Source organism: Vibrio sp. QJM3NY_15 (assembly GCF_057785995.1).
The window spans coordinates 3,295,557-3,321,959 of record NZ_CM173517.1; the positions used below are offsets into that span (position 1 = coordinate 3,295,557).

A 26,403-nucleotide genomic window follows, 5' to 3' on the forward strand; every position below is an offset into this window, starting at 1 on the left:
GCACTGAAAAGGTATTACCAGCGGTAATGTGCGAACGCTTTGTTTGCGTCAGCCATGCGGTGAACGTCTTCACGTTTCTTAACCGCAGTACCTTTGTTCTCAGACGCGTCTAGCATTTCAGCAGCTAGGCGTTGAGCCATAGATTTTTCACCACGCTTACGCGCAGCTTCAACTACCCAACGCATAGCAAGAGCGTTACGGCGAACCGGACGAACTTCTACAGGTACTTGGTAAGTTGAACCACCCACACGGCGAGATTTAACTTCTACCGCTGGGCGAACATTTTCAAGAGCTTCTTCAAATACAGCTAAGTGATCTTTACCAGATTTCTCAGCCATAGTTTCTAGTGCAGTGTAAACAATCTTCTCTGCAGTAGATTTTTTTCCGTCAACCATAAGGATGTTAACGAATTTTGCCAGCAGTTCAGATTTGAACTTAGGATCTGGAAGGATCTTACGCTGGCCTATTACGCGACGACGTGGCATGGAATTTCTCCGTTGTCTTCTTCAGGTTTTTTCCAAAACTTTTCAGAATAATAAATAAATAGTGTTTGGCCTTACTTAACGCTTTCTTTTAAAAAAAGACGCATTAAGACTTAGGACGTTTCACACCATACTTAGAACGACCTTTCTTACGGTCGTTAACGCCTGCACAGTCAAGTGCACCGCGAACAGTGTGGTAACGCACACCTGGTAAATCTTTAACACGACCACCACGGATAAGAACAACACTGTGTTCTTGAAGGTTATGACCTTCGCCGCCGATGTATGAAGTAACTTCAAAGCCGTTAGTTAGACGAACACGACATACTTTACGTAGTGCTGAGTTCGGTTTTTTTGGAGTAGTAGTATATACGCGAGTACATACACCACGTTTTTGTGGGCACGCTTCTAGTGCAGGCACGTTGCTTTTAACAACCTGCTTTACACGAGGAGTACGTACCAACTGGTTAATAGTTGCCATTAACTAGCTCCTGATTTACTTGAAAGTAAGCTTGATGAAAAATCTAGCCCTATTACACATAGTGTAAATAGGGACGCAAAATTCTATTCAGCAGTGGGATGTGTGTCAAGAAATATACAGATCTTTTTTAGCCGTCTAGAGCTCAGGATGGTCTTTTTTTAACCATACTGATAAAACACAGCTACCAAGTTACTGATTTGTCGTTCAAAACCGTCAGTTTGACGAATCCATCGAAGTCCACTTGATTCAGAGTGCTTGAAGCAAGTTGTTGTAAACCTCGGCTATCTAGATCTGTTTTTAATACCGACACGTGTTCAACGGTTGAGATTTGATTGAATAACTCATGATTTGGTAGGCAAACATACACCGCATCTTCCAACAAAAGGATGTGATCCTGTTGTTGCGAGTACGCTAATGCAAGCTTGAGTTTATCTACTGATTTTACAATATGAAGCATAACGTTCCCTAGAAAGTCAGTATTTTTTGGCTCTGAGCTAACTTCTGCGTCAACTCACTCACTTCTAGCGCAGTCACATCGATCAACAAGTTATCTGTCGAGAGGCCGAACTGATTGAGGCTATGTTGGCACACGTAAACCTGCTCTATGTCGTAGAGATCCATGAGCTTGAATGCAGAAATATAGTCACGTGATAGGGATTCATCTGGCTGTTGAGCCTTGAGAAGCTGTGTAACGCCATCACCGACAAAGAATACGGTAATGTCTTCACTATAGGCTGAAGCCGCTAGCAGTGCGTCTAGCCCTTCCCTACCCGCAGCCGTCGTATGAGGAAAAGTGTTAAATACAAAGGCCAATTTGCTCAAAACTGCACAACCCTATCTTGCGTTAAAAGTGCTTCAGATAAGCTCCCTAACCCAGCTTGGGTAAACCCAGCCGCCAAGTTAGAGGCACTCAATTGATGTTGTGTGGCTTCGTCCGTACTGATCACTCCGCGTCTGAGCGCAGCAGCAACACATGTCTCTAGGCTAATATTGTGCTCATCCGCCAGTTTTTGCCAAGCGGAAGCCAAGTCAAATTCATCATTAGCAGGTACAGTAATGCCAGAGCCATTGCTAACACCATCTTGATAGAAGAACACACTGTGGAGTTTGTGGCCCTGTTTCAATAGAGCCACTGCAAACTGATAAGCACTTCTTGCGGATTGTGAGCCGTAAACCGGCCCATTAACTAGGAGTGTGTAGCTTAACAACCCTCTTCATCCTCTGTTTTGCGTTGACGAATGTATAAGTAAACGGTGTGCTTAGAGATATTCAATCGCTCAGCTACACGGTTAATCGCGTCTTTAATATCGAAAATACCTTTGTCGTAAAGCTCCATCACGATTTGACGGTTCTTAGTATTGTTCGATACTGATTTGTCTGCATTGATTTCTTCAATGGTGCGTTCAACCGTTTGGTCGACAAGCTCTTCCACATCACTTGCAAAGTTTACTGATGATGCAGCTTCGTCCGCATCTTGCGTAGGCATGAAAGATTGCAGTACTTGTGAGAATGGCGCATCTAGGTTTACGTTAATACACAACAAGCCAATCACTCGGTCTTCACCATTGCGGATAGCAACCGTGATCGACTTCATCAATACTCCGCCTTTAGCACGAGTAAAGTATGAACGTGAGAAGTTACGCTTAGAACCTTCAATATCTTTCAGCATCTTTAATGCAAGATCGGTGATCGGCGAACCAACCTGACGACCTGTATTTTCGCCGTTGGCAATTTTAATCGCAGAAGTATTGAGGTCTTCTAAAGAGTGTAAAACGATTTCACAAAACGGACCGATAAGACTCGCAATACCGTCAACCACGGCCTCATAAGATCTTAAGATAATTTTATCGTGTTCACTGAATGGCATGACGTGGACTGATTCCATTTCAAGTAACACATCCGCATTGACTGTTTCTGTAGTAGTCACTTATTCCTTACCTTCGTGTGAAAAATCAACAAATTTATGTAAGTTTATCAGAAAATTTTAATTGCACACCTAGCTAACATTGCAACTAGTGATTTAGAACAACTTTAAAAATCAAATACTCATTTAAAAAGCAAAAAAAAGCCCAACTCAACGTTAGGCTTTTTATTCAATCCACGAATTTTAATACGAAATATTCATTCGATACTTTCGTTCGATATTACTGAGCAGGAGCTGCTTCAGCGTTATCGATTTTCAGTAGCTCAACTTCAAATACTAGTGTTGAGTTAGCTGGGATAGTCGGTGTGTCTTGCTCACCGTATGCTAGCTCTGGCGGGATTACGAATTTGTACTTAGAACCAACTTGCATCAGTTGTACGCCTTCAGTCCAACCCGGGATTACGCGGTTTAGTGGGAATGTTGCTGGTTCGCCACGATCGTAAGAGCTGTCGAACTGAGTACCGTCTGTTAGCGTACCTTTGTAGTGTACTTGAACCGTATCAGTGTCTTTTGGAGATGCGCCTTCGCCAGCTGTCATTACTTGGTAAAGTAGGCCAGATTCAGTTTGCTTCACGCCTTCAGTTTTAGCGAACTCAGCGCGGAAGTCATCACCCACTTTCTTCACTTCAGCTGATTTCTCTGCCGCTTGTGCTTGCATTGTTTCAGCAACACGCTTGTCTAGAGCTTCAAGCGCAGCGCGAGTTTCTTCTTCGTTCAGTGCAGTTTTTTCTGCAAATACGTCTTCGATACCTTGAAGAACCATATCTTTGTCTAGGTTGATGCCTAGCTCGCTTGGCTTATCAATGCTTGTGCTTAGGTAGTTCGCGAAAGATACGCCGATTGCGTATGCCGCTTTGTCGTCTTCTGTTTTAAAGTTTACTGCTGCAACTTTAGCTTCTTCTACCTGTGGAGCTTCTGCCTTTGGTTCTTCTTTCTGACAACCAACTGCTAGCATAACCGTTGCGGCAAGCAGTGATACTTTTAAAACTGATTTCATTGAATTCTCCAATTAATGGCCAAGCCATTGGTTATTGTGCACAAATCTAATGATTAGATTGGTGTGAATACGTTAGTTATAACAATATACTAGTCATATGTCTTTCGACAAAAACCGGATTATTAGACGTGATGCAAATATTTTTCCATTCATTGCTATGTGCAATTGTCATCACCTTGTTAAATGGATGTTTTTTCTTCCAAGATGATGAGCAACGTTGGGAAATAGAACCCAATGGTGCCACCAGCTTTGCCCTAAGCAGAGATGGACGCTTCGCGCTACTCTACTCTCAGCAAAAACACTTACTGCTCTGGGACTTAGACCAAAACAAAGAGCTCGCTCAACTCGGCCCGCAAGACCAATCCGAAAACCAAATATCGCGGATTCGCATCTCTGACAATGGTCGCTTTGCGATTACCGCCAGTCAGATGAATTTCGCCGTTTGGGACCTATCTTGGACTCAAGCTGAAGGGCTATGGTCTATTTCCGATGGCTTGATTCGCGATGTCGACATATCCAGCAATGGTGAAAAAGTCTTACTTGGCCTGTCTAACGGCAAAGCCATCTATGTGGACTTAGTCACCGGACGCCGTCTGGAGTTCCTCGCTCACCGAGAAAAAGTTAATTCCGTCTCCCTCTCTTCGAATGGGCGCTACGCATTATCGGGCGGTAACGACTACAAAGCTTACCTTTGGGATACCGAATCCGGCTTGGTGTTACGTACTTTCGAGCATGAACAAAGAGTAGTACGAGTTGCACTACAACGGGATGGAGAATTGGCTTTTACTTCCGATGGCGGCAACCAAGCGATGATTTGGGATCTAGAAACGGGTGAACCTCAAGCGCAATTGCAGAGCTGGTCTCGACAGCTGATATTCTCTAGTGCTCGCTTTTCTGACGACGGTAGTATGTTGGTGACGGGTACGCCATCAAGCCAAGTGAGCGTGTGGAATACTCAAGATGGAAAACGAATTTCTCGCCACGATGCTAAGCCATTAAAAGATGCTCGCCCTCCCCGTGCGGTAGTGTATGATGCAGCCTTTGATGAAAAGAACCGTGTGATATCGGGCACCTCTGCGGGCATCGCCCAAGCTTGGAATGTGGATTAAGAACGATGACAGAAAAGCGAATTGAACAACTAGAAAGCCGCGTGAATGACCTAGAATGTCAGTTGGCTTTCCAAGAACAAACCATTGAAGAACTCAATGAAGCGCTTAGCCAACAACAGATGTTGATCACGAGAATGCAAGATCAAATGAAGTTCGTGGTGGGTAAAGTGAAAAATATGGATGGCTCAAACCTCGCTGACGCATCAGAAGAGACGCCACCTCCCCACTATTAAGTGCGGCTCCAAATAACGAATGGGTTCTAGTGACGCACATCGCTAGTCTCTCGTCCTCGATGTGTAAGCACATTTCAGGACGGAACATAGAAAACTAAAAGGGCGACAGATGCTTATCTGTCGCCCTTTTGTTTGTTTAGTCTGCACTAATTCAACTAAAGCCAGTTAAGCCAATACAAGCTTAGTCATCGGCATAAATCTTCACTTCTACGCAGCCGTTCGTATCAACACTCGCGCGATACATTCCTGAACTGTTCATACCGAAGTGAATATCACCTTGGCCATCGATAGCAATCAAGCCACCTTCACCGCCCATGGTTTTCAGTTCACCTTGAATGATGTGTTCACAAGCCGTATGCACATCTTCTTTGAGATAACGCATTCGTGCTGCTACATCACCGGCAACCATCTTTCTAAGGAAGAACTCACCCATGCCTGTCGTTGACACGGCCACGTTGCCATTTTCAGCAACAGTGCCTGCACCGATAATTGGAGAATCTCCCACACGGCCGTATTTTTTATTGGTTACGCCACCAGTGCTGGTTGCGGCCGCTAAATTGCCTGCTTGGTCTAACGCCACCGCGCCAACCGTGCCGTACTTTTTGTCGTCTGGGTATTTCTGAGCTTGTTGTTCATCATATTTCGCTTCAGACAGAGCAAAGATGCCTTTCTCTTTCATCGATTGAAGTTGGTCATAACGACGCTCAGTAAAGAAGTAATCTTGCTCGGTGAAGGTGTACTCATGCTCAAACGCAAACCTCTCTGCGCCTTCACCAATCAGCAGTACGTGATCGCTTTTAAGCATCACGTCACGAGCCAGCTCTACCGGGTTTTTGATATGACGGACACCGGCAATAGCACCCGCATCCATTTCGCGACCGTGCATGACAGAAGCATCCATCTCAACAAATTCATCATGAGTCAGAACCGAACCTTTACCGGCATTAAAATGCGGACTGTCTTCCATCACTTTAACCGATGCAACCACCGCATCCAGAGCATCACCACCCGATTGCAACACTTGATAACCGGCCAAAACAGACTTTTCCAAAGCCTCGGTAATACCCGTTTTTAATTCATCGCTCATTTGCTCTCGTAAGATGGTGCCTGCACCACCATGAATGGCAATTGAAAAAGGCTGTGACATGCGAACTCTCCACTGACGTCGTCTTATAATGTTGTGCTATCAATACCACATCCAAGGTTTGATGTCTGATAGCGAAAACCAAACTTTTTACGAATGCTTAGATTTACGGATGCTTAGATTTAAGGATACTGAGTTCGGTAGATTAAAAGCCAGCTCAGAAAGCTCCGCTCCTAAACGAAAAAAGCCTCCGCAAGGGAGGCTTTCAATATTCTTAAACTAAACCGTTAATTCGGTATTAGTGAGAACCACAGCTACCGCCGCCGCAGCAGCCGTCTTTTTTCTCTTCACCGTGGTCATGGCCTTCGCCACCACAACAACCGCCTTCGTGGTCGTGATCATGGTCGTGACCGTGGCTGCCACAGCCGCCTTCTTGGTGTACGTGACCGTGCTGAACTTCTTCTTCAGTCGCTTCACGAACCGCTACAACTTCAACGTCAAACGTTAGAGTTTGGCCAGCAAGCATGTGGTTACCATCAACAACAACTTCGTCGCCGTCTACTTCAGTAACTTCAACTGGGATTGGACCTTGGTCAGTATCCGCTAGGAAACGCATGCCAACTTCGATTTGCTCAACACCTTGGAACACGTCAGCAGGAACACGTTGAACTAGGTCATCGTTGTGATCGCCGTATGCGTCTTCTGGAGTAACAGTTGCTGAGAACTTGTCGCCAGCTACTTTGCCTTCAAGCTCTTTTTCAAGACCTGTAATTAGGTTGTTGTGACCGTGAAGGTAATCTAGTGGAGCTTCTGCAGTTGATTGGTCAACTACTACGCCATCTTCAAGTTTCACTTGATATGCAACACTAACTACTACGTTCTTTTCAATTTTCATGAGAGCTCCAAGGAGGTTTGGACTAAACTCGAACAGTTGAGCTTAGGAAAAATTCTGTACCGGGATATTATGGGGATCAATTAACGAAACTCAATCATTCTGGCTTAAAAATACCGATCATTTCTTGATTTGCGTGTTCAGATTTCTCTACAGTTTTCGGTTTACGCTGCTCGGTGAAGTCACAATCGACGCATTCCACCAGCTCGATATTATTTTCAACCCACCAACGGAGTGTGTCTTGAGTACTGCAGCTTGGGCAGCTCGCCCCAGCGATAAAGCGTTTTTTCTGTTTCACGTTCATATCCTTTACTACTCTGGATTCGCAGTTCTTCTATTCATCTCTGAGTTAAAGACTCTGTAGAGACCGCGTTTATTATTAGGGTGTATTGTTGTTGACTATAATATCTGGATTTTAAGTTCTGAAGAGCTATTCACTCCAGACTATTGCCAGTAATTTCGAGATTGGTGATCGTTTTCCATCTCGTGTCCAAAAATCTCTTCGAGCTCTTTACGAGCCTCTTTCGCTCGCTGGGCTAACTCGGCATCTTCATTATGCTGAGGAAGTAACTCTTTCAGCATACCATTATCCAATTTCCTAAAGTGTGCTTCTGCTCGCTTCGCTTTATATGGATGCATGCCAAGTTCGGTCAATGTTTGACGACCTAAATCTAATGCCCCAAGGAAGGTTTCACGCGAGTAGTTACTCACACCATGGTTAAGTAATTGATACGCTTCAACACGGCTTCGAGCACGCGCTAAAATCTTTAACTGTGGGAAATGCTGCTTACATAAATCCACGGTCTTCATGATTTCATCGGGAGAATCGGTACACAACACAATGGCTTCTGCCTTATCAGCTCCCGCAGCTCGTAATAATTCAAGGTGAGTAGAATCACCGTAGAACACCTTGTAACCGAACTTTCTAAGGATGTGTATTTGGCTGGCATCACTTTCAAGGACAGTGATACGAATCTTATTGGCATACATCAGACGACCAATGATCTGACCGAAACGACCAAAGCCCGCAATAATCACTCGAGGGCTACGATCAACCACATCCGAAGACATCGCACTTTCACTGATTTGGTTAAGTTGACGAGCAAAGAATCGGTCTTGCAGTTTAAGCATCAATGGCGTGGTCACCATAGAAAGGCTTACAACAACCAATAAGAACGACACTTGGTCGCCGCTTAAGATGCCTTGTGCACTCGCTGCGGTAAAAATAACGAAGGCAAACTCACCACCTTGGCTGAGAATCATCGCCATTCGGCTACGCGCTTTAGCTTGAGTGCCGAAGATACGAGCCAGCGCATACAGCACCAAACCTTTCAATACGACCAGAGACGACACTGCGATAAGTATTGCGAATGGGCTTTCTGCCAATAAACCTAGGTTTACCGCCATACCCACAGAGATAAAGAACAGACCAAGCAGTAACCCTTTGAATGGATCAATCGCGATTTCTAACTCGTGTCGATATTCACTTTCAGCCAGAAGGACGCCCGCCAAGAAAGTACCTAATGCCATCGATAAACCAATCTGCTGCATGATGACGGCAATACCAATCACCAATAACAACGCTGCAACCGTGAACAACTCACGCACACCGCTCATGACTACATACCGGAACAGTGGTCTCAACAAGAAGTGACCACCGACAAGCAAGCCAATCACACCGCCTAGCATCCACAACATGTCAGCCCAACTGCCGCCCGTATTACCCGCGAGCAAAGGCAGCATCGCCAACATAGGGATTACGGCAATATCCTGAAAAAGTAAGACTGCAAAGCCTGACTGCCCCGCTTCTTTGCCACCAAGTTCTCGCTCTTCAATAACGCGCAAGGCAATGGCTGTCGAAGACAGCGCTAAACCCATACCTATTACCAGGCTGGTTTGCCAAGTTAACCCGAACAGACAGGCGATGGCGGTAATAATCAGAGTGGTGATCAACACCTGCGCGCCACCCAATCCGAGAATAGGCGCCCGCATCTGCCACAATTTTTTAGGGTTAAGCTCTAAACCAATCAGAAAGAGCAGCAGTACCACCCCGAACTCGGAGAAGTGCAGAATCGCTTCGACATCACTGATTAAACCAAGCCCCCAAGGGCCAATCGCCACGCCAGCTAATAGATAGCCGAGTACTGAGCCTAGGCCAGCTCGCTGCGCGATAGGAACCGCGACCACAGCAGCCGCTAAAAAAATAACGCTACTTTGTAGAAAATCGTTAGTCAGAGCCATCATTCGCTCCTATATCTTGTAGCGGGTCTCGCAACCAGTTTCGATAAGCTTCCGCGTGTTGGTAACGCGTCATGTCCGAGACGTTTCTTGCCCAGTGTAAAACCAAAGGTGACATCCAGTGCATCTGACACAAAGCAGCGGTTAACTCGAATGGCTGCAAAATCTCTTGTAATGGATATTTATTATAGCCTGCCTCTCCAAACGCCTCTTCTTTACCACCAGTCGTGATCACACTGCGCCAGTGTTTTCCCTTAAGGGCACTCTGCTCACCAAACGCAAAACCTTTGCCTAATACTCGGTCAAACCACTCTTTCAGTAGTGATGGGCATGAATACATAAACAAAGGGTGTTGGAAGACAATCACATCATACTGAAGCAGTAGCTCATGCTCATAAGGCACATCAATAAAGAAATCAGGATACGTCGCGTAGAGATCATGGATTTTGACATGCCCAAGCGACTCTATCTTTTTAACCATCATTTGATTGGCAATAGAGGTTTGTGGCTCAGGGTGTGCGTAGATCACTAGCACCTTTGGCACAGCTTTTTGTGTCGAGGGAGTATTACTCATTCCTTTGAAACATTCCTTTTAGAGCTAAACGGTGGCAAGGCCACAAGAATTTAAGCAAAAGTTATTAATATGTTATTGGCATCATAACGCAAATTGCATTGTGATCGACTTTTATCTGGATTCAGCCTACTATGCAGGCGTCTGTTCACCTCTAATTTCTATGCTACCTCTATATGATTACTTTCTCTGATATTCAATTGCTACGCGGCGGTAAGCCACTTCTCGACCAAGCATCTGCAACCCTTCATCCTGGCGACAAAGTCGGTTTAGTCGGTAAAAATGGCTGTGGTAAATCTACGTTGTTCGCCTTAATTAAAGACGAGCTATCGATTGATGCCGGTTCATTCAGTAAACCCGCTCACTGGGAAATGGCTTGGGTTGCACAAGAAACCCCTGCATTAGAAAGAAAAGCCATTGAATATGTGATTGATGGTGACAGAGAATATCGTGGCCTTGAAGAGCAGCTGGCAAAAGCGGAACAAGCCGACAACGGCACACTGGTAGCAGAGATACACGGCAAGATTGAAACCATTGGTGGTTACACCATCAATTCACGAGCAGCTGAATTACTTGATGGCCTTGGTTTTCGCCAAGAGCAAATGACATGGAACCTGACCCAATTTTCGGGTGGTTGGCGTATGCGTTTGAACTTAGCGCAAGCCCTTCTATGTCGCAGTGACTTACTGCTACTCGATGAACCAACCAACCACTTAGATTTAGATGCTGTGATGTGGTTAGAGCGCTGGCTACAAAACTACCCAGGCACACTGGTTCTTATCTCGCACGATAGAGACTTCTTAGACCCTATCGTCAACCGCATCGTGCATGTTGAAAACCAACAGCTGAACGAATACACCGGTAACTACTCGTCGTTTGAGACTCAACGTGCTCAAAAACTTATTCTGCAACAAGCGATGTTCCAAAAGCAGCAGAAACAAATGTCTCACATGCAGAGCTACATTGACCGTTTCCGCTACAAAGCTTCAAAGGCTCGCCAAGCTCAAAGCCGTATTAAAGCGCTTGAAAAGATGGAACAAGTGCTACCCGCTCAATTTGATAACCCATTCAGCTTTGAATTTAGAGAGCCAGACGCGCTGCCTAACCCAATCATGATGATGGATGAGGTATCAGCGGGTTACGACGACAACCTGATTCTAGAAAAGATTCGCCTTAACCTTGTTCCGGGTAGCCGTATCGGTCTACTGGGTCGAAACGGTGCGGGTAAATCGACACTGATCAAACTGCTTTCAGGCGAACTGAAACAGCAAGGTGGTGAGCTGAGCTATTCGCAAGGCGTTAAGATGGGTTACTTCGCTCAGCATCAATTAGAGACGCTGCACCCAGAAGAAACGCCACTGCAACACATGATGCAGATTGCGCCAAAACACACTGAGCAACAACTGCGAGATTACCTAGGCAGCTTTGGCTTCCAAGGTGAAAAAGCACTCGATAAAGTGGCTCCGTTTTCGGGTGGTGAAAAAGCACGATTAGTACTGGCTCTGCTGGTATGGCAAAAACCAAATCTATTATTACTCGATGAACCAACCAACCACTTGGATCTCGACATGCGTCAGGCGCTGACCTTTGCACTGCAAACGTTTGAAGGTGCGATGGTTATCGTATCGCACGACCGTTACTTACTGCGAGCAACCACCGATGACTTGTACCTAGTACATGACCGTCAGGTTGCGCCGTTTGATGGTGATCTTGACGATTACTATAAATGGCTGACTGAACAGCAAAAAATTGAACGTAAAGAAGCGCAAGCGTTAGCTCCGGCTAAAGACAGTGCAAACAGTGCGGCATCGAAGAAAGAACAAAAACGTAAAGAAGCCGAGTTCAGAAAACTGACCGCGCCTATTCGCAAACAATTGACTCAGTTTGAAAAGAAAATGGATAAGTTGACGCTTGATCTTGAAGAGGCTGAACAGCAATTATCTGACACTTCACTTTATGAAGCTGAAAATAAGGCTAAACTGAATAAAGTACTCGCTCTGCAAGCGAGCAGTAAATCACAGCTAGAAGAAGTTGAAATGGATTGGATGTCCACTCAAGAAGAGCTTGAGCAAATGGAACAGGAAATGGATAGCTTATGAGCCCAGAGCACGCCCCGATATCACTAACACTGGAACGACTATGGCAATTTAGCCTTCAGTATTACAGTGTGCGCGGTGTAAAGGATGCGTGCTTAGCTTTGCAAAACCAGTTCCACGGCAACGTCAATCTACTGCTGCTTCTCAAATGGCTTGATGAGCAGCAATTGTCTTTTGCTGAAGAAGAGTGGCACAAAGTTCAACAGTGCTTGAGCCGCTCTGAAACTCTTCTTCACAGCTATCGAGAGCTGCGTAAGCACCTCAAACCTCAAGTTGTCGATTCTCTCTACCGCGAAGCACTCCAGTTTGAGCTGCAGTTAGAGAAGCAACAGCAATCTGATCTCGTTGATTGCATCAACTCTCTGCATCTCTCTGACAATCAACAATCGCCACTCGCATTTGAGTATTGTCGGCTACTCGGCGCAGAAAACCTCTATGATGCTTTTTCTGAACCAGCCCCTCAGCCTTAACTCGTTGCCTTTCCCTTTTATTTCGTCTAGATCCAAGCTTAACCTTGATATTATTCAACCAGTTACTCATGGCGTGTTTTTGTAGCCCGTCTTTGTGAAACCCTTGCGCTTATGCCGAGAATCAACCAAGCTCAAATAAAAACGTGGGCGTTTCACTAAAAGCTCAACACTTTTCAAAGCCCATAAATAAGCATGGACTGTTTTATGACAATATTTACCGCTGCTGCTGGTTTATCAAATCCTCACCTACAGACCTTGGTACCTAGGTTTATTAGAAAGCAGGCGTTGTTTGCTCCTCAATGGCAAACCTTAGAAACACCCGATGGTGACTTTCTCGACCTTGCATGGAGCGAATCCCCTGATGATGACAGCTCCTCTAGTGATAACTCGACTAATGACAATCCACGCAGTGACAAACCAAGCAGTGACAAACAAAGCTCCGACAAACAAAGCAACAAACCCATCTTCATCCTATTCCATGGATTAGAGGGCAGCTTTGAGAGCCCATACGCCAATGGATTGATGAACGCGTTTGCTAAGGATGGTTGGTTGTCCGTGATGATGCACTTCAGAGGTTGCAGCGGAAAGCCGAATCGCTTAGCTCGTGCTTACCACTCTGGAGAGGTCGAAGATGCTCGCTTCTTTTTAAGGCATCTGCATTCAAGGTTTCCCAATAACCCTAAGGTTGCAGTTGGGATATCGCTAGGCGGCAACATGTTGGCTAATTATCTCGCCGACTACGCAGATGATCCGTTAATCTCAGCGGCGACGATTGTTTCAGCCCCCTTTGACCTTGCTTGTTGTTCAAGTCGTATTGAACAAGGCTTCTCCAAACTCTATAAAAAGTACCTGCTCAATTCTTTGAAATCGAATGCATTGAAGAAACATAAACTGCTGCAAGAGAAGATTGGCATCTCAGCGGAAAGCATTAAGAAGATCGATAAGCTGTATGAGTTTGATGAGCGAATTACTGCGCCTTTGCACGGCTTCAAGAATGCACAAGATTACTATGCTCAATGCTCTGCCTTACCGAAGTTGAATCGGATTAAGCTACCCACACAGATCATTCATGCGAAAGATGACCCTTTCATGACCGATGATGTGATTCCAAAATTCGTTCTACCTGACAACATCGACTATCGTCTGTTTCAAAAAGGCGGCCATGTGGGGTTCATTACTGGTAGTACGCTCAAACCAAGGTTTTGGTTAGAAGAAGCATTACCCGCTTACTATGAAAGTATTCAAGATTCGGCATAATGGCCGAGCCTTTTAAGGGCTGAGTGATAGGCGTCGCTAGACACACTAATCAACACATCAATAAACCTATTTATGAACATATCCATGAACATAAAAGAGAGAAGTATTTATGATCATCCCATGGCAAGACATCGCACCAGAAACGCTAGAAAACCTCATTAAAGAATTCGTGCTACGTGAAGGCACAGACTACGGTGACGTAGAGGTTTCACTGCAAAACAAGATTGACCAAGTGAAACATCAATTAGCCTCAAAGGAAGTCAGTATCGTGTTTTCTGAGCTGCATGAAACCGTTGATATTCAAGTCACAAAACGCTTCTAAGCTGCGCTCATAAAGGAGCCGTGTTATAGTGGTAAACGATTGCTAACAAGTAAGTTACTCAAAAGACAAGGGTTGTCATGTCCGCTAAACATCCAATTATTGCGGTGACGGGTTCATCTGGAGCCGGCACCACCACTACCTCAGAAGCCTTCCGTAAAATGTTCAATATGATGGACGTGAAGGCAGCTTGGGTTGAAGGGGATAGTTTCCATCGCTTCACTCGACCAGAGATGGATGTCGAGATCCGTAAGGCGCGCGAGCAAGGTAAGCACATCAGCTACTTTGGTCCACAAGCTAACGATTTTGGCGCATTAGAAGAGTTCTTCCGCCAATACGGAAATGAAGGCACGGGTAAAGTCCGTAGCTATCTACATACCTTCGATGAAGCCGTTCCTTACAACCAAATGCCCGGCACCTTTACGCCATGGCAAGAGATCCCTGAAAACTCGGATGTGATGTTCTACGAAGGCCTTCATGGTGGCGTAGTCGATGGCGACATTAACGTCTCGCAACATGTCGATCTGCTTATCGGCATGGTACCGATCGTAAACTTGGAGTGGATCCAGAAATTCGTTCGTGACACACGCGATCGTGGGCACTCTCGCGAAGCGGTGATGGATTCTATTGTTCGCTCAATGGATGATTACCTTAACTACATTACCCCGCAGTTTTCGCGTACTCATATCAACTTTCAGCGTGTACCTACCGTAGATACATCGAATCCACTGAACGCCAAAGGGATTCCAAGTTTAGACGAAAGCTTCGTAGTTATACGTTTGCGCGGCATCAAAAACGTCGATTTTCCTTACCTTTTGGCTATGATTGATGGCTCATTTATGTCACGTCATAACACGCTTGTGGTGCCAGGAGGCAAGATGAGTTTTGCTATGGAGCTCATTGTAAGGCCAATTCTACAACAACTAATCGAAACCGGAAAAATAGGTTAACAAAACGACATTCTGGTTGATTACTTTTCATACCGTGATCATGTGCACAATTTTGCGTAAAAAATCGTAGCTTGGTCACGATTAAAATCAAGAAATAGTACCTGAAAAAGGATACTATTCTTAAACGAAACACAAGATAGCTTGCAGCACTCAACGAGTGCTCTTATCCTAACTGAGTCAATTCAGGCTTAGCTAAAATACGGAAAGCGGCAAGCATACCCTGCAGAGGAAGTGAGATATTATGGTTCTAGGTAAACCTCAAACCGATCCAACATTAGAGTGGTTCCTTTCACACTGTCATATTCATAAGTACCCTTCAAAAAGTACTTTGATTCATGCTGGTGAAAAGGCAGAAACCTTGTACTACATCGTTAAAGGTTCTGTGGCTGTTCTTATCAAAGACGAAGAAGGTAAGGAAATGATTCTTTCTTACCTAAACCAAGGCGACTTCATCGGTGAACTTGGACTTTTCGAAGAAGACCAAGAGCGTACTGCGTGGGTTCGTGCTAAATCTCCTTGTGAAGTAGCTGAAATTTCTTTCAAGAAATTCCGTCAACTTATCCAAGTGAACCCAGATATCCTGATGCGCCTTTCAGCGCAAATGGCAAACCGTCTACAAGTAACTAGCCAAAAGGTTGGTGACTTAGCGTTCCTTGACGTAACAGGTCGTATCGCTCAAACGCTACTAAACCTAGCGAAACAGCCAGATGCAATGACTCACCCTGATGGCATGCAAATCAAGATCACTCGTCAAGAGATTGGCCAGATCGTTGGTTGTTCTCGTGAGACCGTAGGTCGTATCTTGAAGATGCTTGAAGAGCAGAACCTAATTTCTGCACACGGTAAGACTATCGTGGTATACGGCACTCGTTAATCTCGATTAACTGAGCCAAAAATTTGAAAGCCACCAAATGCAAATTTGGTGGCTTTTTTGTTTTCTAGAGATCTAGAGAGCAGATGCGAGATGCGAGATGCGAGATGCGAGATGCGAGATGCGAGATGCGAATAGAGCACCTACCGCGTCCCAGCGCAAACACTCTCGATGCGAAGCGCACCCGCACCTCGAGGGCAAAGCCCGTGCTCGTATCTTCTTTAACCGTTGGTGCTTTCAAAGATTTTGTCAGCAGATGCCGCGACAAATCCGGTATAAAGATCACCATTGGCCATCGCATAACGCTTAGCGAACTCATAGAAGCCCCCAGGAATCATCTCATTGCCTTCAACAAATGAAACTGGGACTTTATCTGCCATTGTTGATGATTGCTCTAATAAGACCTCTGGAGAGCCTTTCACCTCGCCGCCAGATGCATTGATAGTGAATCCTGATTCGCTCAGGTAATCATTTACTGCCTGAACTTCATCAAAAGCGTCAAGTTGATTAACGCTCACCGTAAAGTGGTTTGCACCGTAACCATGAGCTGCGAGCCAAGAAGCGTATTCACTCTCTTTTGCTAGCACTTGGAAATCTGCGAAGCTCAAATCCCAAAGACGACCACCAAACAAGAATTCATGACCTTGAAGCTTACTTGCGTCAACTTGCTCAACCAACTTAGCAACGATCTGTTGTAAGCCACTTGAACACTCTTCTACCTTCAACTCACTAATGAACACTTTTGGTTGGTTTGGATCTGGGTGCTCGTAGTGCTTAGCCACTAGCTTCTTGCTCTCAAATAAGTAATCACCACACGCCTTGTAACCTAACTCAAGGAAAGGTTTAGCCAATGTTTCAATACCTAGCGGTGCAACATTGAAAGTACGCAGTGCAATGTGATCATTAATCAGAGCTTCGTCTTCTTTCAGCAAGTGATGCACTTTCTCAGCCGATGGACAAAGCCTGTGAATGTAATCGTCCCATAGTGATTTAAAGAGTAGATCGGGCGTCATGGTGACTCCTTGTCAGAGGTTCTAGCAAGCTAGTAATTTGGATTAGAAAGGGAGAGGCTGGACATAGAGTCAGCAGCCATCAGCCTGTGACATACTTGTTCTATTATTATCTACCGTCCAATCGAGGTGTCGGACGTGGGTGAAAAGAGGAAGCGATAACACCGCTTCCTTATTACACAATCAATCAATGAATCTGTTATTCATGAACTTAGAGCTCATAAGCTTATGATTCATCAAGTTATAGCTTAAAAGCCAAAACTACAGCTCAATACCTGGGCTAAACGTAGCTGGCAGTTGAGTTTCACCACCTTCCATTGACGCCATTGGGTAAGCACAGTAGTCCGCCGCGTAGTAAGCACTTGGGCGTAGGTTGCCTGAAGCACCCGGGCCACCAAATGGTGCATCACCACTTGCGCCTGTTAGCTGGCGGTTACGGTTAACAATACCCGCACGGATATGGTCAACGAAGTATTCCCATTCAGAATCATCTGTTGATACAAGACCCGCAGACAAACCAAAGCGCGTGTCATTAGCCAGTTCAACTGCTTGCTCTAGCGATTGGTAGCGAACCACTTGCAGCAATGGGCCGAAGTACTCTTCATCTGGCAACTCAGCAATGTTGGTTGCATCGATAATACCCGGAGAAACAAACGCCGCTTCGCCCGCTTTTGCTTCAACTAGGCTTACACCACCTAGTGATTGCAGATTAGCTTGCGCGTCCAAAATGAACTTAGCCGCCGCTTCAGAGATCTGTGGTCCCATGAAGGGTGCTGGCTCAGCGAATGGCTGATCAACACGAATCTTCAAGGTCGCCGCAACGAGCTTATCGAGCAGTTGATCGCCCTTCTCGCCAACAGGAACATACAAACGACGAGCACATGTACAACGTTGACCTGCACTGATGAAAGCCGATTGGATAATGGTATAAACCGTCGCGTCAGCATCACCAAATTGGTCACTGATCACCATCGGGTTGTTGCCACCCATCTCTAGCGCCAGCATCTTGCCCGGTTGACCTGCGAATTGACGGTGAAGGATATGACCAGTATTCGCACTACCCGTGAATAGCACGCCATCAAGACCTTTAGCATCGGCTAGTGCGATACCTGTCTCTTTAGCGCCTTGCACTAGGTTGATCACGCCAGCAGGAAGGCCAGCTTCTTGCCATAGCTTCATCGCAAACTCACCAGTCCAAGGTGTCTGCTCTGACGGCTTAAATACCACGGTATTACCCGATAGCAGTGCTGGAACAATATGACCGTTAGGTAGGTGACCTGGGAAGTTGTAAGGACCAAATACCGCCATAACGCCTAATGGACGATGACGCAGTACGATTTGGTTACCTGCCGCTTCACGCGAAGCTTCGCCCGTACGTTCGTGGTATGCACGAATAGAGATAGCGATTTTACCCGCCATTGCGCCCGCTTCAGTGCGAGTTTCCCAAATCGGTTTACCCGTCTCTTTTGCAATAATCTGTGCTATCTCTTCGCTGTTCTCTTTTACTTTCTCAGCAAAGTTCAACACGATCGCTTCACGCTCTGCAAAGCTCAGTTTTTTCCAAACTAAGAACGCATCACGAGCCGCTGCTACTGCAGATTCAACCTGCGCTGGTGTTGCACTATCGCCTTGCCACACCACTTCATTGTTGTATGGGCTTACTGATGTCATGGCGTCGCCTTGACCTGCCACCCACTGTCCTGCTATCCACTGAGTCATACTTCTATCCTTAAAATCTTCGACAGATAATCGCCGCTCTTATTGAGCCAACATGCGAACGAATTCGCCTTCTTTTACTTCAAGAGCGCTTGCTACTTCAGATGATAAAATCACTGTGTCGCTTGCTTGGTCATACGCGCCTTTCGCGGCTACTGCGCGGAAGTTCTCAAACGAGGTATTACCAATTAGGAAGTCTTTAGAGCTTGAGTGCTCTGCAATTTTCACCTGAGCTCGAATCGCATGACGCACTGATTCAATGTTTCTTAAATCACACTCAACCGTTGGGCCTGCATCAAAGATGTCAACATAACCGCGGTTAGTGAAACCTTCACGTTCCAACAACTTAAGTGCTGGGCGTGTATTATCATGTACCTCTCCAATCACCGCCTGAGCCTCTTTGCTCAGTAGGTTCACGTAGATAGGCAGCTTTGGCATTAGGTCAGCAATGAAGCCTTTCTTACCGATACCAGTGAGGTAATCTGCAAGCGTGAAATCAATTGAGAAGAAGTGCTCTTGCAGCCATTGCCAGAAAGGTGAGTTACCTTCCGCATCCGATACACCACGCATCTCAGCAAAAATCGTTTTCGAGAAACGCTCTGGGTGTTCAGACATGATCAGGAAGCGACACTTCGACATCAAACGACCATTCAATCCACCACGGAAAGCTGGGCGCAAGAACAGTGTGCAGATCTCACTGCATCCGGTGTAGTTATTGCCGAAAGTCAGCAGCTTAACGACGTTATTCACGCCAAGCTTTTGCGATGAGTGAACCACTTTGCTGATGTGGTAAGAGTAAAACGGAACATCCCAGCCAATTGAGGCTTCGATGCCTGTGGTACCGGCGACTTCTCCCGTTTCAGTGTCGAAGCCAACCATTAGGTAGCCTTCATCACCAGGTTCAGTCACGTCTTGTTTAGCAAAGCTGTATTCAGAGTGAGTAATTCGGTTAGTTAACAGTTCTTCGTTAACCGGAAGAGATGTGAATCCGTGACCAGATTCAACCGCGCAGGTATGCAGCGCATCGTAATCAGATAATTTTATTGGGCGAACAACTAGCATCAATATTCCCTCCAGATGCAAAACAGGCCCAAAACCAGAAGCTTGGGCCTTTAGCAGTACGTCATGGGATCGCTCTAATGGCGATCATTCCTATGACGCCGCTCAGGCTAAACTAGCGTAGCGATTGCTTTGTCTAGTTTTGATAAACCTTCTTCAATTTCTTGTGTAGTGATAACCAGTGATGGTGTGAAACGAACCACGTTTGCACCCGCAACCAGTACCATCAAGCCTTGTTCGCCTGCTGCTACTAATACATCACGAGCTCGACCTTGCCATGCTTCATTAAGCGCAGCGCCTAGCAATAGGCCTTTACCGCGAACTTCACTGAATATTTGGTATTTGTCGTTAATCTTAGCTAAACCATCACGGAATAGTGCTTCGCGTTCTTTCACGCCAGCCAACGTTTCAGGTTGGCTTACTACGTCAACAACTGCTTCAGCAACGGCACACGCCAGTGGGTTACCACCGTAAGTAGAACCGTGCGTGCCCACTTTTAGGTGCGTCGCAAGTTCAGACGTTGTTAGCATTGCACCGATAGGGAAACCACCACCTAGTGATTTCGCAGTGCTTAGGATATCAGGTGTTACACCTAGGCCTTGGTAAGCGTAAAAGTTACCCGTACGGCCATTACCTGTTTGCACTTCATCAAAGATAAGCAGCGCATTGTGTTTGTCACACAGTTCACGAACTGTGTTCACGAACTCAGATGTTGGAGAGATGATACCGCCCTCGCCTTGCAGAGGTTCCATCATGATTGCACATGTGCGATCTGAGATGTGCGCTTCTAGCGCTGCAATATCGTTGTAAGGCAGGTGAGTTACATCGCCCGGTTTAGGACCGAAGCCATCAGAGTAAGCCTCTTGACCACCCACAGTTACGGTAAAGAAAGTACGACCGTGGAAACCTTGTTTGAATGCAATGATTTCAGATTTCTCAGGACCGTGAACATCCGCTGCCCAACGACGAGCTAGCTTCAATGCAGCTTCGTTCGCTTCAGCACCAGAGTTGGCAAAGAATACTTTTTCTGCAAAACATACGTCTGTTAACTTCTTCGCTAGACGTAGTGCAGGTTCGTTGGTCATTACATTACTTAAATGCCAAATCTTGTTTGCTTGCTCAGTAACTGCGTTAACCATTGCTGGGTGACAGTGACCCAAACAGCTCACAGCGATACCACCAGCAAAGTCGATATACTCTCGGCCTTGTTGGTCCCAAACGCGTGCGCCTTCCCCTTTTACTGGGATCATTTCCATTGGGTTATAACAAGGCACCATCACCTCATTAAACAGACTACGTTCTACTTTTTTTTCCACTGTCATCGTACATTCCTTCTCGATACCGCAAGCTTCGCAAATAAGCGTACTGGTTCATAAGTGAGACAAAGATATTTTCTCTCGCCATAATCCCGCCGCAGCATTATATTTACATTTAATTAACGTTTTCAATAGTGGATTATTCTTTAGCCATCCCTAACAACCAGCTAAACGTCACTACCTATGACTATTTATGCATCAATTAATCTGTTTTATGAAGCTTTTTTTACCTAAACGCATAACCAGTAATAGCAAAGCCTTACTGGCATTGCGGTATATAGGGTTCGAGACGAAATAAGGCGAATAATTTTGCATAGGCTAAAAACTTAGCCTGAAGAGAGAGAAATGTTATAAAAAGTGATCGGCGTCAGAGGAGTAAGAGACGCGTAGCGCCCGAATTTAAACGCTTAACGAATGGGCTAACAGGTTCAACTGGCTAATTTAGACGGAGAAAGAGTCAAATTTAAACACTCAACGCGCTAAGAAGTTAGCGAGAAGCTGGTGTCCTTGCTCTGTTTTAATCGACTCAGGGTGAAATTGTACGGCATCAATCGGCAAGGTTTTGTGTTGATAACCCATGATTTCATCCATACTGCCATCTTCAAATTCCGTCCAAGAGGTCAATTCAAAGCAGTCAGGTAGCGTGCCATTTTTCACCACTAGAGAATGGTAACGTGTCACGGTTAGAGGGTTATTAAGCCCTTGAAAAACGCTCTTGCCATTGTGCCGGATTGGAGAGGTTTTACCGTGCATCACTTGTCTGGCTCGCACTACTTCACCACCAAAGACTTGAGCAATGGCTTGATGACCAAGGCACACACCTAAGATAGGCAACTTACCCACGAAGTGTTCAATGACTTGCAGAGAGATTCCCGCATCATCGGGCGTACAAGGTCCCGGCGAGATAACAAGATGGCTAGGATTCAGCGCTTCAATACCCGCAATATCAATCTCATCGTTGCGAACAACTTTCACAGTGACCCCTAACTCACAGAAATACTGATACAAGTTATAGGTAAAAGAGTCGTAGTTATCGATGATAAGTAACATGGGTCGAAATCGTTTGCTAAATACTAAAGGATTGGGAGATATAGGGGCGGTATTGTGCAATACCCATGGCGAAAGGCAAGTGGAAACTGCATTTCGCCAATAATTAAGGCCAACCTAAGTTGACCTTAATTGTTTACAGATAACTTTCAGTTACCTGTATCTGCTGGCTTGCGCAGTTAACGATGTCGCTACTTGCGACGACGCCACATTGCTAAGCCAAACAATGACATCAGTGCACCGAAGCCAAATGAACCGCCTACTCGCAGTTCAAGAACAGCGGGATCATGATCCGATGAACGGAAGTGATCTTGGTACTTAGGTAGGTCACCTTTGAACTCTTCGTTGTAGTCAAACAACGTCGACTCACCACCATTGATGTGCCAATCGGTCGCATCAACAACCCTATCTTTCAGGCTGTCACTGATCAACAAATGATCCAAGGCACCGACTTCATCATTGTATGAGTAGCTCCAGCTGTCTGGGTGCTTTTGAGCCACTGCATTAATGTAGCCGTAGTTCTTAGTAATTACCGCACCGCTGTCACCAAACTGTTCAACGCCGTCAATGTAAGTGTTACGCGCCGCTTTGATTTGCTTACCGTATTTCTCTTCAGAGTAGTCCGTCAGTACCAGCATTGGGTCTTCCATGCCGTACGAGTTCATATCACCCAGAATCACTTTATGGCCTTTGATGCCGTCTAGCGCTTCACCCAGTGCAACAGCCGCAGCAACACGGAAGTTCTCACATGAACCTTGCTTATCGGCATCAACGCCACCTTGACCGCCCTGCTCAACCGGTGCTGCATCTTCCCAACACTTAGAACCTTTCGATTTAAAGTGGTTGATCGCTACAGTCAGTTTCTCTTTGGTGCCTTTAACTTTAAAGGTTGGCGCCAATGAGTCGCGCTGGTAGTTCTTACCGTCTTCAATCACCTTACCAGAATCGTCTAACACCTCTGGTGCTTGTTGGCTTGGCATCGCGATAACACGACTGTCTTTAAGCTTAACCACTTTCTTACGGTAGATAACACCTGTTGTAATGACATCAGTACCAATCGAGTCCATCTCGTCGGTTACGCCATCTTCGTTCGAATCGACAGCCACAAAGGTATAGCGGTCTTTCTTGCGCTCAATGCGGTCATTCAGTTGGTTAACAAGCTGCTGAATGGCAGAGCCTTCACCAAAGCCGTTGTTCTCAATTTCCATCAAACCAATAATGTCAGCGTCTAAGCGAAGAATCGCATTCACAATCTTCTCTTGCTGCATCTCAAACTCAGTGATGGTGTTCGCGCCACGGTTGTTACCATGCTGATTCGCGTCGCCACCAAATGGAGAGTTAAAGTAGTTCAAGACATTGAAAGTCGCGATACGTAGATCACCTTCATCCATATCAGGCTTGTCAGTACGTGGGTCATTACGTACAAAGTTCTCAGCCGAGATCTGGTTGGTTGTCACTAAGCGGTACTCGCCGTAGCTGTAAGTCAGCACGCCTTCTAGGCCAACAATGGTGTCATCAATACGGATGTAGTCTTCCGTCGAGCCATCTTGGTCGATATCGGTGCGGCCAAAGTCTGGATAGAAAGGAACTTGTCCGTCACCCGCTTTTTGATCGGTTTCAACGAAAAGACGGCGGTCTGCGTTATCTTCCGTTTGTTGTTTCGCCTCTTCAGAACCTGCAGCGAAAAGCTGATTCGGTTGCATGTTAATACGCTCATGCGCCAGTACCATGTTGTTACGACGACCTGCGTAGTCATAACCAAAGGTACGAGTGACACGCATATCAAGCGCTTCCGTCGTTTTCACCAACATGCCTTCGTAGCGTTCAAGCGTTGCAGCGAAGTTCTCATCACGGTCTAACGCTTCAATCGCCGTTGCTTCAGGCGCTTGTTGTTCGCCCTGTTTTAGCCATTGGTTGTTTTCAACTTTAAGCTGAGTATGGCTGTAGTATTCTTGAACCTTACCTTTCACACACACCACATCGCCCGCAGCCAGTTCTGAACTCGATTGATTGGTGTGAATAAATAGGCCTTCAGAAGTGCTTGAATTAAAGTCGTCATCAAGTGCTTGCAGGTAGAAACCTTTGGTTATGCCTGTAGTCACCGCACTCACAACACCTTTGACGAAATACTCATCGTCAGTGATGTAAGGATAGCCATCAATGAACGGCGATGTTGCGCCCTCACCTTGGATCTCTTGAATGGTGGTGAATACTGGGTCAGAGCCATCCTGTGTACAGGTGAACGCTTCTGGCAGCTCAACACTGTCTAATGAACCTAGCCCTTCAATGTTGTCTTTTGGTAGCGATACCCATTGCGAAGCATCAAACGTCGCAGTAGGTGTTTGTGCCGCACGAACCAAAGTAACATCTTTGCCCCAGTCCACATCGCCCATCAAACCAACAACATCATGTACCGAACCATCTGAATTCAAAATAGCCAGCGGGTCATCACCGTTATGGTTAGCGATAGAAGCATTAATGATGTCAGCTTTAGCTTTAATCTCATCACTCGCACTAGAATGTGCGACTACAAGTACTTCACCGGGCGCTAAAACGTGGCCATCCAAAGGTAAAGTGGCACCCCATGATCCGTTGCCGTTCGCTGACTTAGCCAGTGAATAACCATCTAAATTAATGCTGCTATCGCCGTTATTGGCAATCTCAACCGCTTTGTTGTAGCTGCCGCCTTCCACATATTGTGAAATAAACAAATCAGCGTGTGCACTTGCCGTTAGCAAGCTACCAATTGCCACTGCTAGCAATGAAGGTTTGTGTAAAAGAGCCATCCGTTTCACCTGAGTACATTGATTTATAGTCACTGCCATCTATGGGCAGTCATGTATTTTGTGGTAACTATCAGGTTTATTTATGAAAGGAATAAGTCAGTTGGCAAGGAAATGAGGAACTTATCACTTTGGAATCATCAATTGTTTGGCACGTTATATATTTCCAACACAAATAGAAATGAGCTGAATTTTATAAACTTAAAGACCCATTAACAGGATCATCTGCACAGCATTAATATGATGAATATGTTAGCTAGATAATGCTTAAATTATCAATTCAAACAAGAGGTTTACTGGGAAGGCAAATGGAGCGGGCAATAAAAAGCCCAAAGTAAACAAAGTCACTTTGGGCTCAAATTCTCAAGCGAGTTATTTTAGTTCACTCTATGGGCGAGTAACAAAACCTACCGCTTCGTATGCTTTTTTCAGTGTTACTGCAGCACGCTCAGACGCTTTTTCAGCACCCGCTTTCATTACTGCGTCCATGTAAGCACGATCAGCACGGATACGGTGGTATTCAGCTTGAATCGGCTCAAGCATCTCAACTAATGCTGCGCCTACGTCTTTCTTGAATGGACCGTACATCTCAACGCCTTGGTATTGCGCTTCGATCTCTTCGAACGTTTTACCCGTCGCCGCAGAGTACAGACCCATTAGGTTAGAGATACCTGCTTTGTTTTCCCAATCGTGAGCAATACGTGGTGGCGTTTCTGCATCCGTTTGCGCTTTGTTGATCTTCTTGATGATCGACTTAGGCTCTTCTAGCAGAGTAATTACGTTCTTACGGTTGTCATCCGACTTAGACATTTTCTTCGTCGCATCTTGCAGGCTCATTACACGTGCATTCACTGTTGGAATGTAAGGTTCTGGCACTTGGAAGATTGGCGTTTCAGGGCCGTAGATGTTGTTAAAGCGGTTGGCGATATCACGCGCTAGCTCTAAGTGTTGTTTCTGGTCGCTACCTACTGGAACTTGGTGAGCACCGTAAAGCAGGATATCTGCAGCCATCAACACTGGGTAGTCGTATAGGCCTACGTTTACGTCATTTGAATGACGTGCAGACTTATCTTTAAACTGAGTCATACGGCTCAGTTCACCCATTTGTGTGTAACAGTTAAGAAGCCAACCAAGTTGAGCATGCTCTGGTACGTGTGACTGAACAAATAGCGTGCTCTTCTTTGGATCAACACCGACAGCAAGACAGATTGCTAATGCGTCTAGAGTCGCTTCATGCAGTGCTTTCGGGTCTTGACGAACCGTAATTGCGTGAAGGTCTACAACACAGTATTGGCAATCGTAATCATCTTGCATCTGTTGCCATTGACGTAGAGCACCCAAGTAGTTACCGATACTTAGTTCACCAGATGGTTGAACACCACTCAATACGATGGGCTTGCTCATGGTTTTAATTCCTTTGCTTGTTCGCTAAGCTCGTTAACTTAGTTTCTTAACGTAGTATCTGAAAAACTTAGCTTCTTAACTTTAAAATAGAAAA

At 45.6% G+C, this 26,403-nt stretch carries 27 protein-coding genes; 8 read left to right on the forward strand and 19 right to left on the reverse strand.

Annotated features, from left to right (window positions below; translation table 11 throughout):
* Positions 1 to 14: 14 nt before the first annotated feature.
* The 7 genes from rpsG to fkpA all read right to left on the reverse strand — a co-directional run bounded on the left by rpsG (position 15) and on the right by fkpA (position 3,884).
* Positions 15 to 485 (reverse strand): 30S ribosomal protein S7, encoded by a 471-nt coding sequence (rpsG, locus tag AC3CKG_RS14855; protein WP_017073678.1) that lies wholly within the window; start codon positions 483 to 485, stop codon positions 15 to 17.
* Between the two features lie 103 nt (positions 486 to 588).
* Positions 589 to 963 (reverse strand): 30S ribosomal protein S12, encoded by a 375-nt coding sequence (gene rpsL, locus AC3CKG_RS14860; RefSeq protein ID WP_012604917.1) that lies wholly within the window; start codon positions 961 to 963, stop codon positions 589 to 591.
* Between the two features lie 181 nt (positions 964 to 1,144).
* Positions 1,145 to 1,420 carry a sulfurtransferase complex subunit TusB gene (gene tusB, locus AC3CKG_RS14865; protein ID WP_076668810.1) on the reverse strand — a complete coding sequence of 92 codons (276 nt, stop codon included), beginning with the start codon at positions 1,418 to 1,420 and terminating at the stop codon, positions 1,145 to 1,147.
* 8 nt (positions 1,421 to 1,428) lie between these two features.
* Positions 1,429 to 1,785 carry a sulfurtransferase complex subunit TusC gene (tusC, locus tag AC3CKG_RS14870; RefSeq protein WP_017104670.1) on the reverse strand — a complete coding sequence of 119 codons (357 nt, stop codon included), beginning with the start codon at positions 1,783 to 1,785 and terminating at the stop codon, positions 1,429 to 1,431.
* Positions 1,782 to 2,171, reverse strand: coding sequence for a sulfurtransferase complex subunit TusD (gene tusD / locus AC3CKG_RS14875; protein WP_076668808.1), 390 nt, complete (start codon positions 2,169 to 2,171; stop codon positions 1,782 to 1,784). Before tusD ends, tusC begins: the two co-directional genes overlap by 4 nt.
* Positions 2,165 to 2,890: a helix-turn-helix transcriptional regulator gene (locus tag AC3CKG_RS14880; RefSeq protein ID WP_004729851.1), complete on the reverse strand. Its 726-nt coding sequence runs from the start codon at positions 2,888 to 2,890 to the stop codon at positions 2,165 to 2,167. The genes tusD and AC3CKG_RS14880 overlap by 7 nt, the downstream gene beginning before the upstream one ends.
* A 217-nt stretch (positions 2,891 to 3,107) precedes the next feature.
* Positions 3,108 to 3,884 (reverse strand): FKBP-type peptidyl-prolyl cis-trans isomerase, encoded by a 777-nt coding sequence (gene fkpA, locus AC3CKG_RS14885; protein WP_102575132.1) that lies wholly within the window; start codon positions 3,882 to 3,884, stop codon positions 3,108 to 3,110.
* A gap of 131 nt (positions 3,885 to 4,015) precedes the next feature.
* Here fkpA and AC3CKG_RS14890 point away from each other — a divergent pair, with 131 nt between their 5' ends.
* Both AC3CKG_RS14890 and AC3CKG_RS14895 read left to right on the forward strand, forming a co-directional pair.
* Positions 4,016 to 4,993, forward strand: coding sequence for a WD40 repeat domain-containing protein (locus AC3CKG_RS14890; RefSeq protein ID WP_102485518.1), 978 nt, complete (start codon positions 4,016 to 4,018; stop codon positions 4,991 to 4,993).
* 5 nt (positions 4,994 to 4,998) lie between these two features.
* Positions 4,999 to 5,226, forward strand: a complete 228-nt coding sequence (locus AC3CKG_RS14895) for a SlyX family protein (protein WP_004729640.1) — start codon at positions 4,999 to 5,001, stop codon at positions 5,224 to 5,226.
* 181 nt (positions 5,227 to 5,407) lie between these two features.
* Here AC3CKG_RS14895 and AC3CKG_RS14900 read toward each other — a convergent pair whose 3' ends face one another.
* The 5 genes from AC3CKG_RS14900 to kefG form a co-directional block, all read right to left on the reverse strand.
* The gene (locus AC3CKG_RS14900; RefSeq protein ID WP_428780968.1) at positions 5,408 to 6,373 is read right to left on the reverse strand and encodes an isoaspartyl peptidase/L-asparaginase family protein; all 966 of its coding nucleotides are present in this window, start codon (positions 6,371 to 6,373) and stop codon (positions 5,408 to 5,410) included.
* Between the two features lie 235 nt (positions 6,374 to 6,608).
* Positions 6,609 to 7,205 (reverse strand): peptidylprolyl isomerase, encoded by a 597-nt coding sequence (slyD, locus tag AC3CKG_RS14905; protein WP_017104666.1) that lies wholly within the window; start codon positions 7,203 to 7,205, stop codon positions 6,609 to 6,611.
* Between the two features lie 94 nt (positions 7,206 to 7,299).
* Entirely contained in the window at positions 7,300 to 7,500 is a 201-nt protein-coding gene (locus AC3CKG_RS14910) for a YheV family putative zinc ribbon protein (RefSeq protein WP_020477226.1), read from the reverse strand.
* A gap of 146 nt (positions 7,501 to 7,646) precedes the next feature.
* The gene (kefB, locus tag AC3CKG_RS14915) at positions 7,647 to 9,443 is read right to left on the reverse strand and encodes a glutathione-regulated potassium-efflux system protein KefB (RefSeq protein WP_065104116.1); all 1,797 of its coding nucleotides are present in this window, start codon (positions 9,441 to 9,443) and stop codon (positions 7,647 to 7,649) included.
* The gene (gene kefG, locus AC3CKG_RS14920; RefSeq protein WP_017104663.1) at positions 9,430 to 10,014 is read right to left on the reverse strand and encodes a glutathione-regulated potassium-efflux system ancillary protein KefG; all 585 of its coding nucleotides are present in this window, start codon (positions 10,012 to 10,014) and stop codon (positions 9,430 to 9,432) included. Before kefG ends, kefB begins: the two co-directional genes overlap by 14 nt.
* A 173-nt stretch (positions 10,015 to 10,187) precedes the next feature.
* On the opposite strand from kefG, the gene AC3CKG_RS14925 reads away from it, so the two are divergent.
* The 6 genes from AC3CKG_RS14925 to crp all read left to right on the forward strand — a co-directional run bounded on the left by AC3CKG_RS14925 (position 10,188) and on the right by crp (position 15,977).
* Positions 10,188 to 12,110 (forward strand): ABC transporter ATP-binding protein, encoded by a 1,923-nt coding sequence (locus AC3CKG_RS14925; RefSeq protein ID WP_017108555.1) that lies wholly within the window; start codon positions 10,188 to 10,190, stop codon positions 12,108 to 12,110.
* Positions 12,107 to 12,577, forward strand: coding sequence for a TIGR02444 family protein (locus AC3CKG_RS14930; protein ID WP_017108556.1), 471 nt, complete (start codon positions 12,107 to 12,109; stop codon positions 12,575 to 12,577). The genes AC3CKG_RS14925 and AC3CKG_RS14930 overlap by 4 nt, the downstream gene beginning before the upstream one ends.
* Before the next feature lie 204 nt (positions 12,578 to 12,781).
* Positions 12,782 to 13,834, forward strand: a complete 1,053-nt coding sequence (locus AC3CKG_RS14935; RefSeq protein ID WP_488528524.1) for a hydrolase — start codon at positions 12,782 to 12,784, stop codon at positions 13,832 to 13,834.
* Positions 13,835 to 13,943: 109 nt separating this feature from the next.
* Positions 13,944 to 14,156, forward strand: coding sequence for a YheU family protein (locus tag AC3CKG_RS14940; protein WP_004729649.1), 213 nt, complete (start codon positions 13,944 to 13,946; stop codon positions 14,154 to 14,156).
* A gap of 77 nt (positions 14,157 to 14,233) precedes the next feature.
* Complete coding sequence (locus AC3CKG_RS14945) at positions 14,234 to 15,103, forward strand: phosphoribulokinase (protein ID WP_004729650.1); 870 nt, start codon at positions 14,234 to 14,236, stop codon at positions 15,101 to 15,103.
* Positions 15,104 to 15,344: 241 nt separating this feature from the next.
* On the forward strand, positions 15,345 to 15,977 hold the full coding sequence (gene crp / locus AC3CKG_RS14950) for a cAMP-activated global transcriptional regulator CRP (protein ID WP_004729651.1): 633 nt from the start codon (positions 15,345 to 15,347) through the stop codon (positions 15,975 to 15,977).
* Positions 15,978 to 16,195: 218 nt separating this feature from the next.
* Here the strand turns inward: crp and AC3CKG_RS14955 are convergent, their stop codons facing one another.
* The 7 genes from AC3CKG_RS14955 to trpS form a co-directional block, all read right to left on the reverse strand.
* On the reverse strand, positions 16,196 to 16,987 hold the full coding sequence (locus AC3CKG_RS14955; RefSeq protein ID WP_372161765.1) for a 2-oxoadipate dioxygenase/decarboxylase family protein: 792 nt from the start codon (positions 16,985 to 16,987) through the stop codon (positions 16,196 to 16,198).
* Between the two features lie 258 nt (positions 16,988 to 17,245).
* Positions 17,246 to 18,703, reverse strand: coding sequence for a succinylglutamate-semialdehyde dehydrogenase (gene astD / locus AC3CKG_RS14960; RefSeq protein WP_012604932.1), 1,458 nt, complete (start codon positions 18,701 to 18,703; stop codon positions 17,246 to 17,248).
* Between the two features lie 39 nt (positions 18,704 to 18,742).
* Positions 18,743 to 19,762: an arginine N-succinyltransferase gene (gene astA / locus AC3CKG_RS14965; protein ID WP_029223029.1), complete on the reverse strand. Its 1,020-nt coding sequence runs from the start codon at positions 19,760 to 19,762 to the stop codon at positions 18,743 to 18,745.
* A 107-nt stretch (positions 19,763 to 19,869) separates the two neighbouring features.
* Complete coding sequence (locus AC3CKG_RS14970) at positions 19,870 to 21,081, reverse strand: aspartate aminotransferase family protein (protein ID WP_012604934.1); 1,212 nt, start codon at positions 21,079 to 21,081, stop codon at positions 19,870 to 19,872.
* 465 nt (positions 21,082 to 21,546) lie between these two features.
* Positions 21,547 to 22,125 carry an aminodeoxychorismate/anthranilate synthase component II gene (locus tag AC3CKG_RS14975; protein WP_009848915.1) on the reverse strand — a complete coding sequence of 193 codons (579 nt, stop codon included), beginning with the start codon at positions 22,123 to 22,125 and terminating at the stop codon, positions 21,547 to 21,549.
* Positions 22,126 to 22,313: 188 nt separating this feature from the next.
* On the reverse strand, positions 22,314 to 24,908 hold the full coding sequence (locus tag AC3CKG_RS14980; protein ID WP_488528525.1) for an ExeM/NucH family extracellular endonuclease: 2,595 nt from the start codon (positions 24,906 to 24,908) through the stop codon (positions 22,314 to 22,316).
* A gap of 384 nt (positions 24,909 to 25,292) precedes the next feature.
* The gene (gene trpS / locus AC3CKG_RS14985) at positions 25,293 to 26,309 is read right to left on the reverse strand and encodes a tryptophan--tRNA ligase (RefSeq protein ID WP_004729658.1); all 1,017 of its coding nucleotides are present in this window, start codon (positions 26,307 to 26,309) and stop codon (positions 25,293 to 25,295) included.
* Positions 26,310 to 26,403 lie beyond the last annotated feature (94 nt).

Bases quoted from the DNA above. Each gene is read 5' to 3' on its own strand.
- AC3CKG_RS14970 (WP_012604934.1), bottom strand. From the start codon at position 21,081: ATGACAGTGGAAAAAAAAGTAGAACGTAGTCTGTTTAATGAGGTGATG.
- AC3CKG_RS14900 (WP_428780968.1), bottom strand. From the start codon at position 6,373: ATGTCACAGCCTTTTTCAATTGCCATTCATGGTGGTGCAGGCACCATC.
- kefG (WP_017104663.1), bottom strand. From the start codon at position 10,014: ATGAGTAATACTCCCTCGACACAAAAAGCTGTGCCAAAGGTGCTAGTG.
- slyD (WP_017104666.1), bottom strand. From the start codon at position 7,205: ATGAAAATTGAAAAGAACGTAGTAGTTAGTGTTGCATATCAAGTGAAA.
- astD (WP_012604932.1), bottom strand. From the start codon at position 18,703: ATGACTCAGTGGATAGCAGGACAGTGGGTGGCAGGTCAAGGCGACGCC.
- kefB (WP_065104116.1), bottom strand. From the start codon at position 9,443: ATGGCTCTGACTAACGATTTTCTACAAAGTAGCGTTATTTTTTTAGCG.
- AC3CKG_RS14975 (WP_009848915.1), bottom strand. From the start codon at position 22,125: ATGTTACTTATCATCGATAACTACGACTCTTTTACCTATAACTTGTAT.
- AC3CKG_RS14895 (WP_004729640.1), top strand. From the start codon at position 4,999: ATGACAGAAAAGCGAATTGAACAACTAGAAAGCCGCGTGAATGACCTA.
- AC3CKG_RS14980 (WP_488528525.1), bottom strand. From the start codon at position 24,908: ATGGCTCTTTTACACAAACCTTCATTGCTAGCAGTGGCAATTGGTAGC.
- AC3CKG_RS14955 (WP_372161765.1), bottom strand. From the start codon at position 16,987: ATGACGCCCGATCTACTCTTTAAATCACTATGGGACGATTACATTCAC.
- fkpA (WP_102575132.1), bottom strand. From the start codon at position 3,884: ATGAAATCAGTTTTAAAAGTATCACTGCTTGCCGCAACGGTTATGCTA.
- AC3CKG_RS14925 (WP_017108555.1), top strand. From the start codon at position 10,188: ATGATTACTTTCTCTGATATTCAATTGCTACGCGGCGGTAAGCCACTT.
- AC3CKG_RS14935 (WP_488528524.1), top strand. From the start codon at position 12,782: ATGACAATATTTACCGCTGCTGCTGGTTTATCAAATCCTCACCTACAG.
- trpS (WP_004729658.1), bottom strand. From the start codon at position 26,309: ATGAGCAAGCCCATCGTATTGAGTGGTGTTCAACCATCTGGTGAACTA.
- AC3CKG_RS14945 (WP_004729650.1), top strand. From the start codon at position 14,234: ATGTCCGCTAAACATCCAATTATTGCGGTGACGGGTTCATCTGGAGCC.
- crp (WP_004729651.1), top strand. From the start codon at position 15,345: ATGGTTCTAGGTAAACCTCAAACCGATCCAACATTAGAGTGGTTCCTT.
- rpsG (WP_017073678.1), bottom strand. From the start codon at position 485: ATGCCACGTCGTCGCGTAATAGGCCAGCGTAAGATCCTTCCAGATCCT.
- AC3CKG_RS14890 (WP_102485518.1), top strand. From the start codon at position 4,016: ATGCAAATATTTTTCCATTCATTGCTATGTGCAATTGTCATCACCTTG.
- AC3CKG_RS14930 (WP_017108556.1), top strand. From the start codon at position 12,107: ATGAGCCCAGAGCACGCCCCGATATCACTAACACTGGAACGACTATGG.
- astA (WP_029223029.1), bottom strand. From the start codon at position 19,762: ATGCTAGTTGTTCGCCCAATAAAATTATCTGATTACGATGCGCTGCAT.
- rpsL (WP_012604917.1), bottom strand. From the start codon at position 963: ATGGCAACTATTAACCAGTTGGTACGTACTCCTCGTGTAAAGCAGGTT.
- AC3CKG_RS14940 (WP_004729649.1), top strand. From the start codon at position 13,944: ATGATCATCCCATGGCAAGACATCGCACCAGAAACGCTAGAAAACCTC.
- tusB (WP_076668810.1), bottom strand. From the start codon at position 1,420: ATGCTTCATATTGTAAAATCAGTAGATAAACTCAAGCTTGCATTAGCG.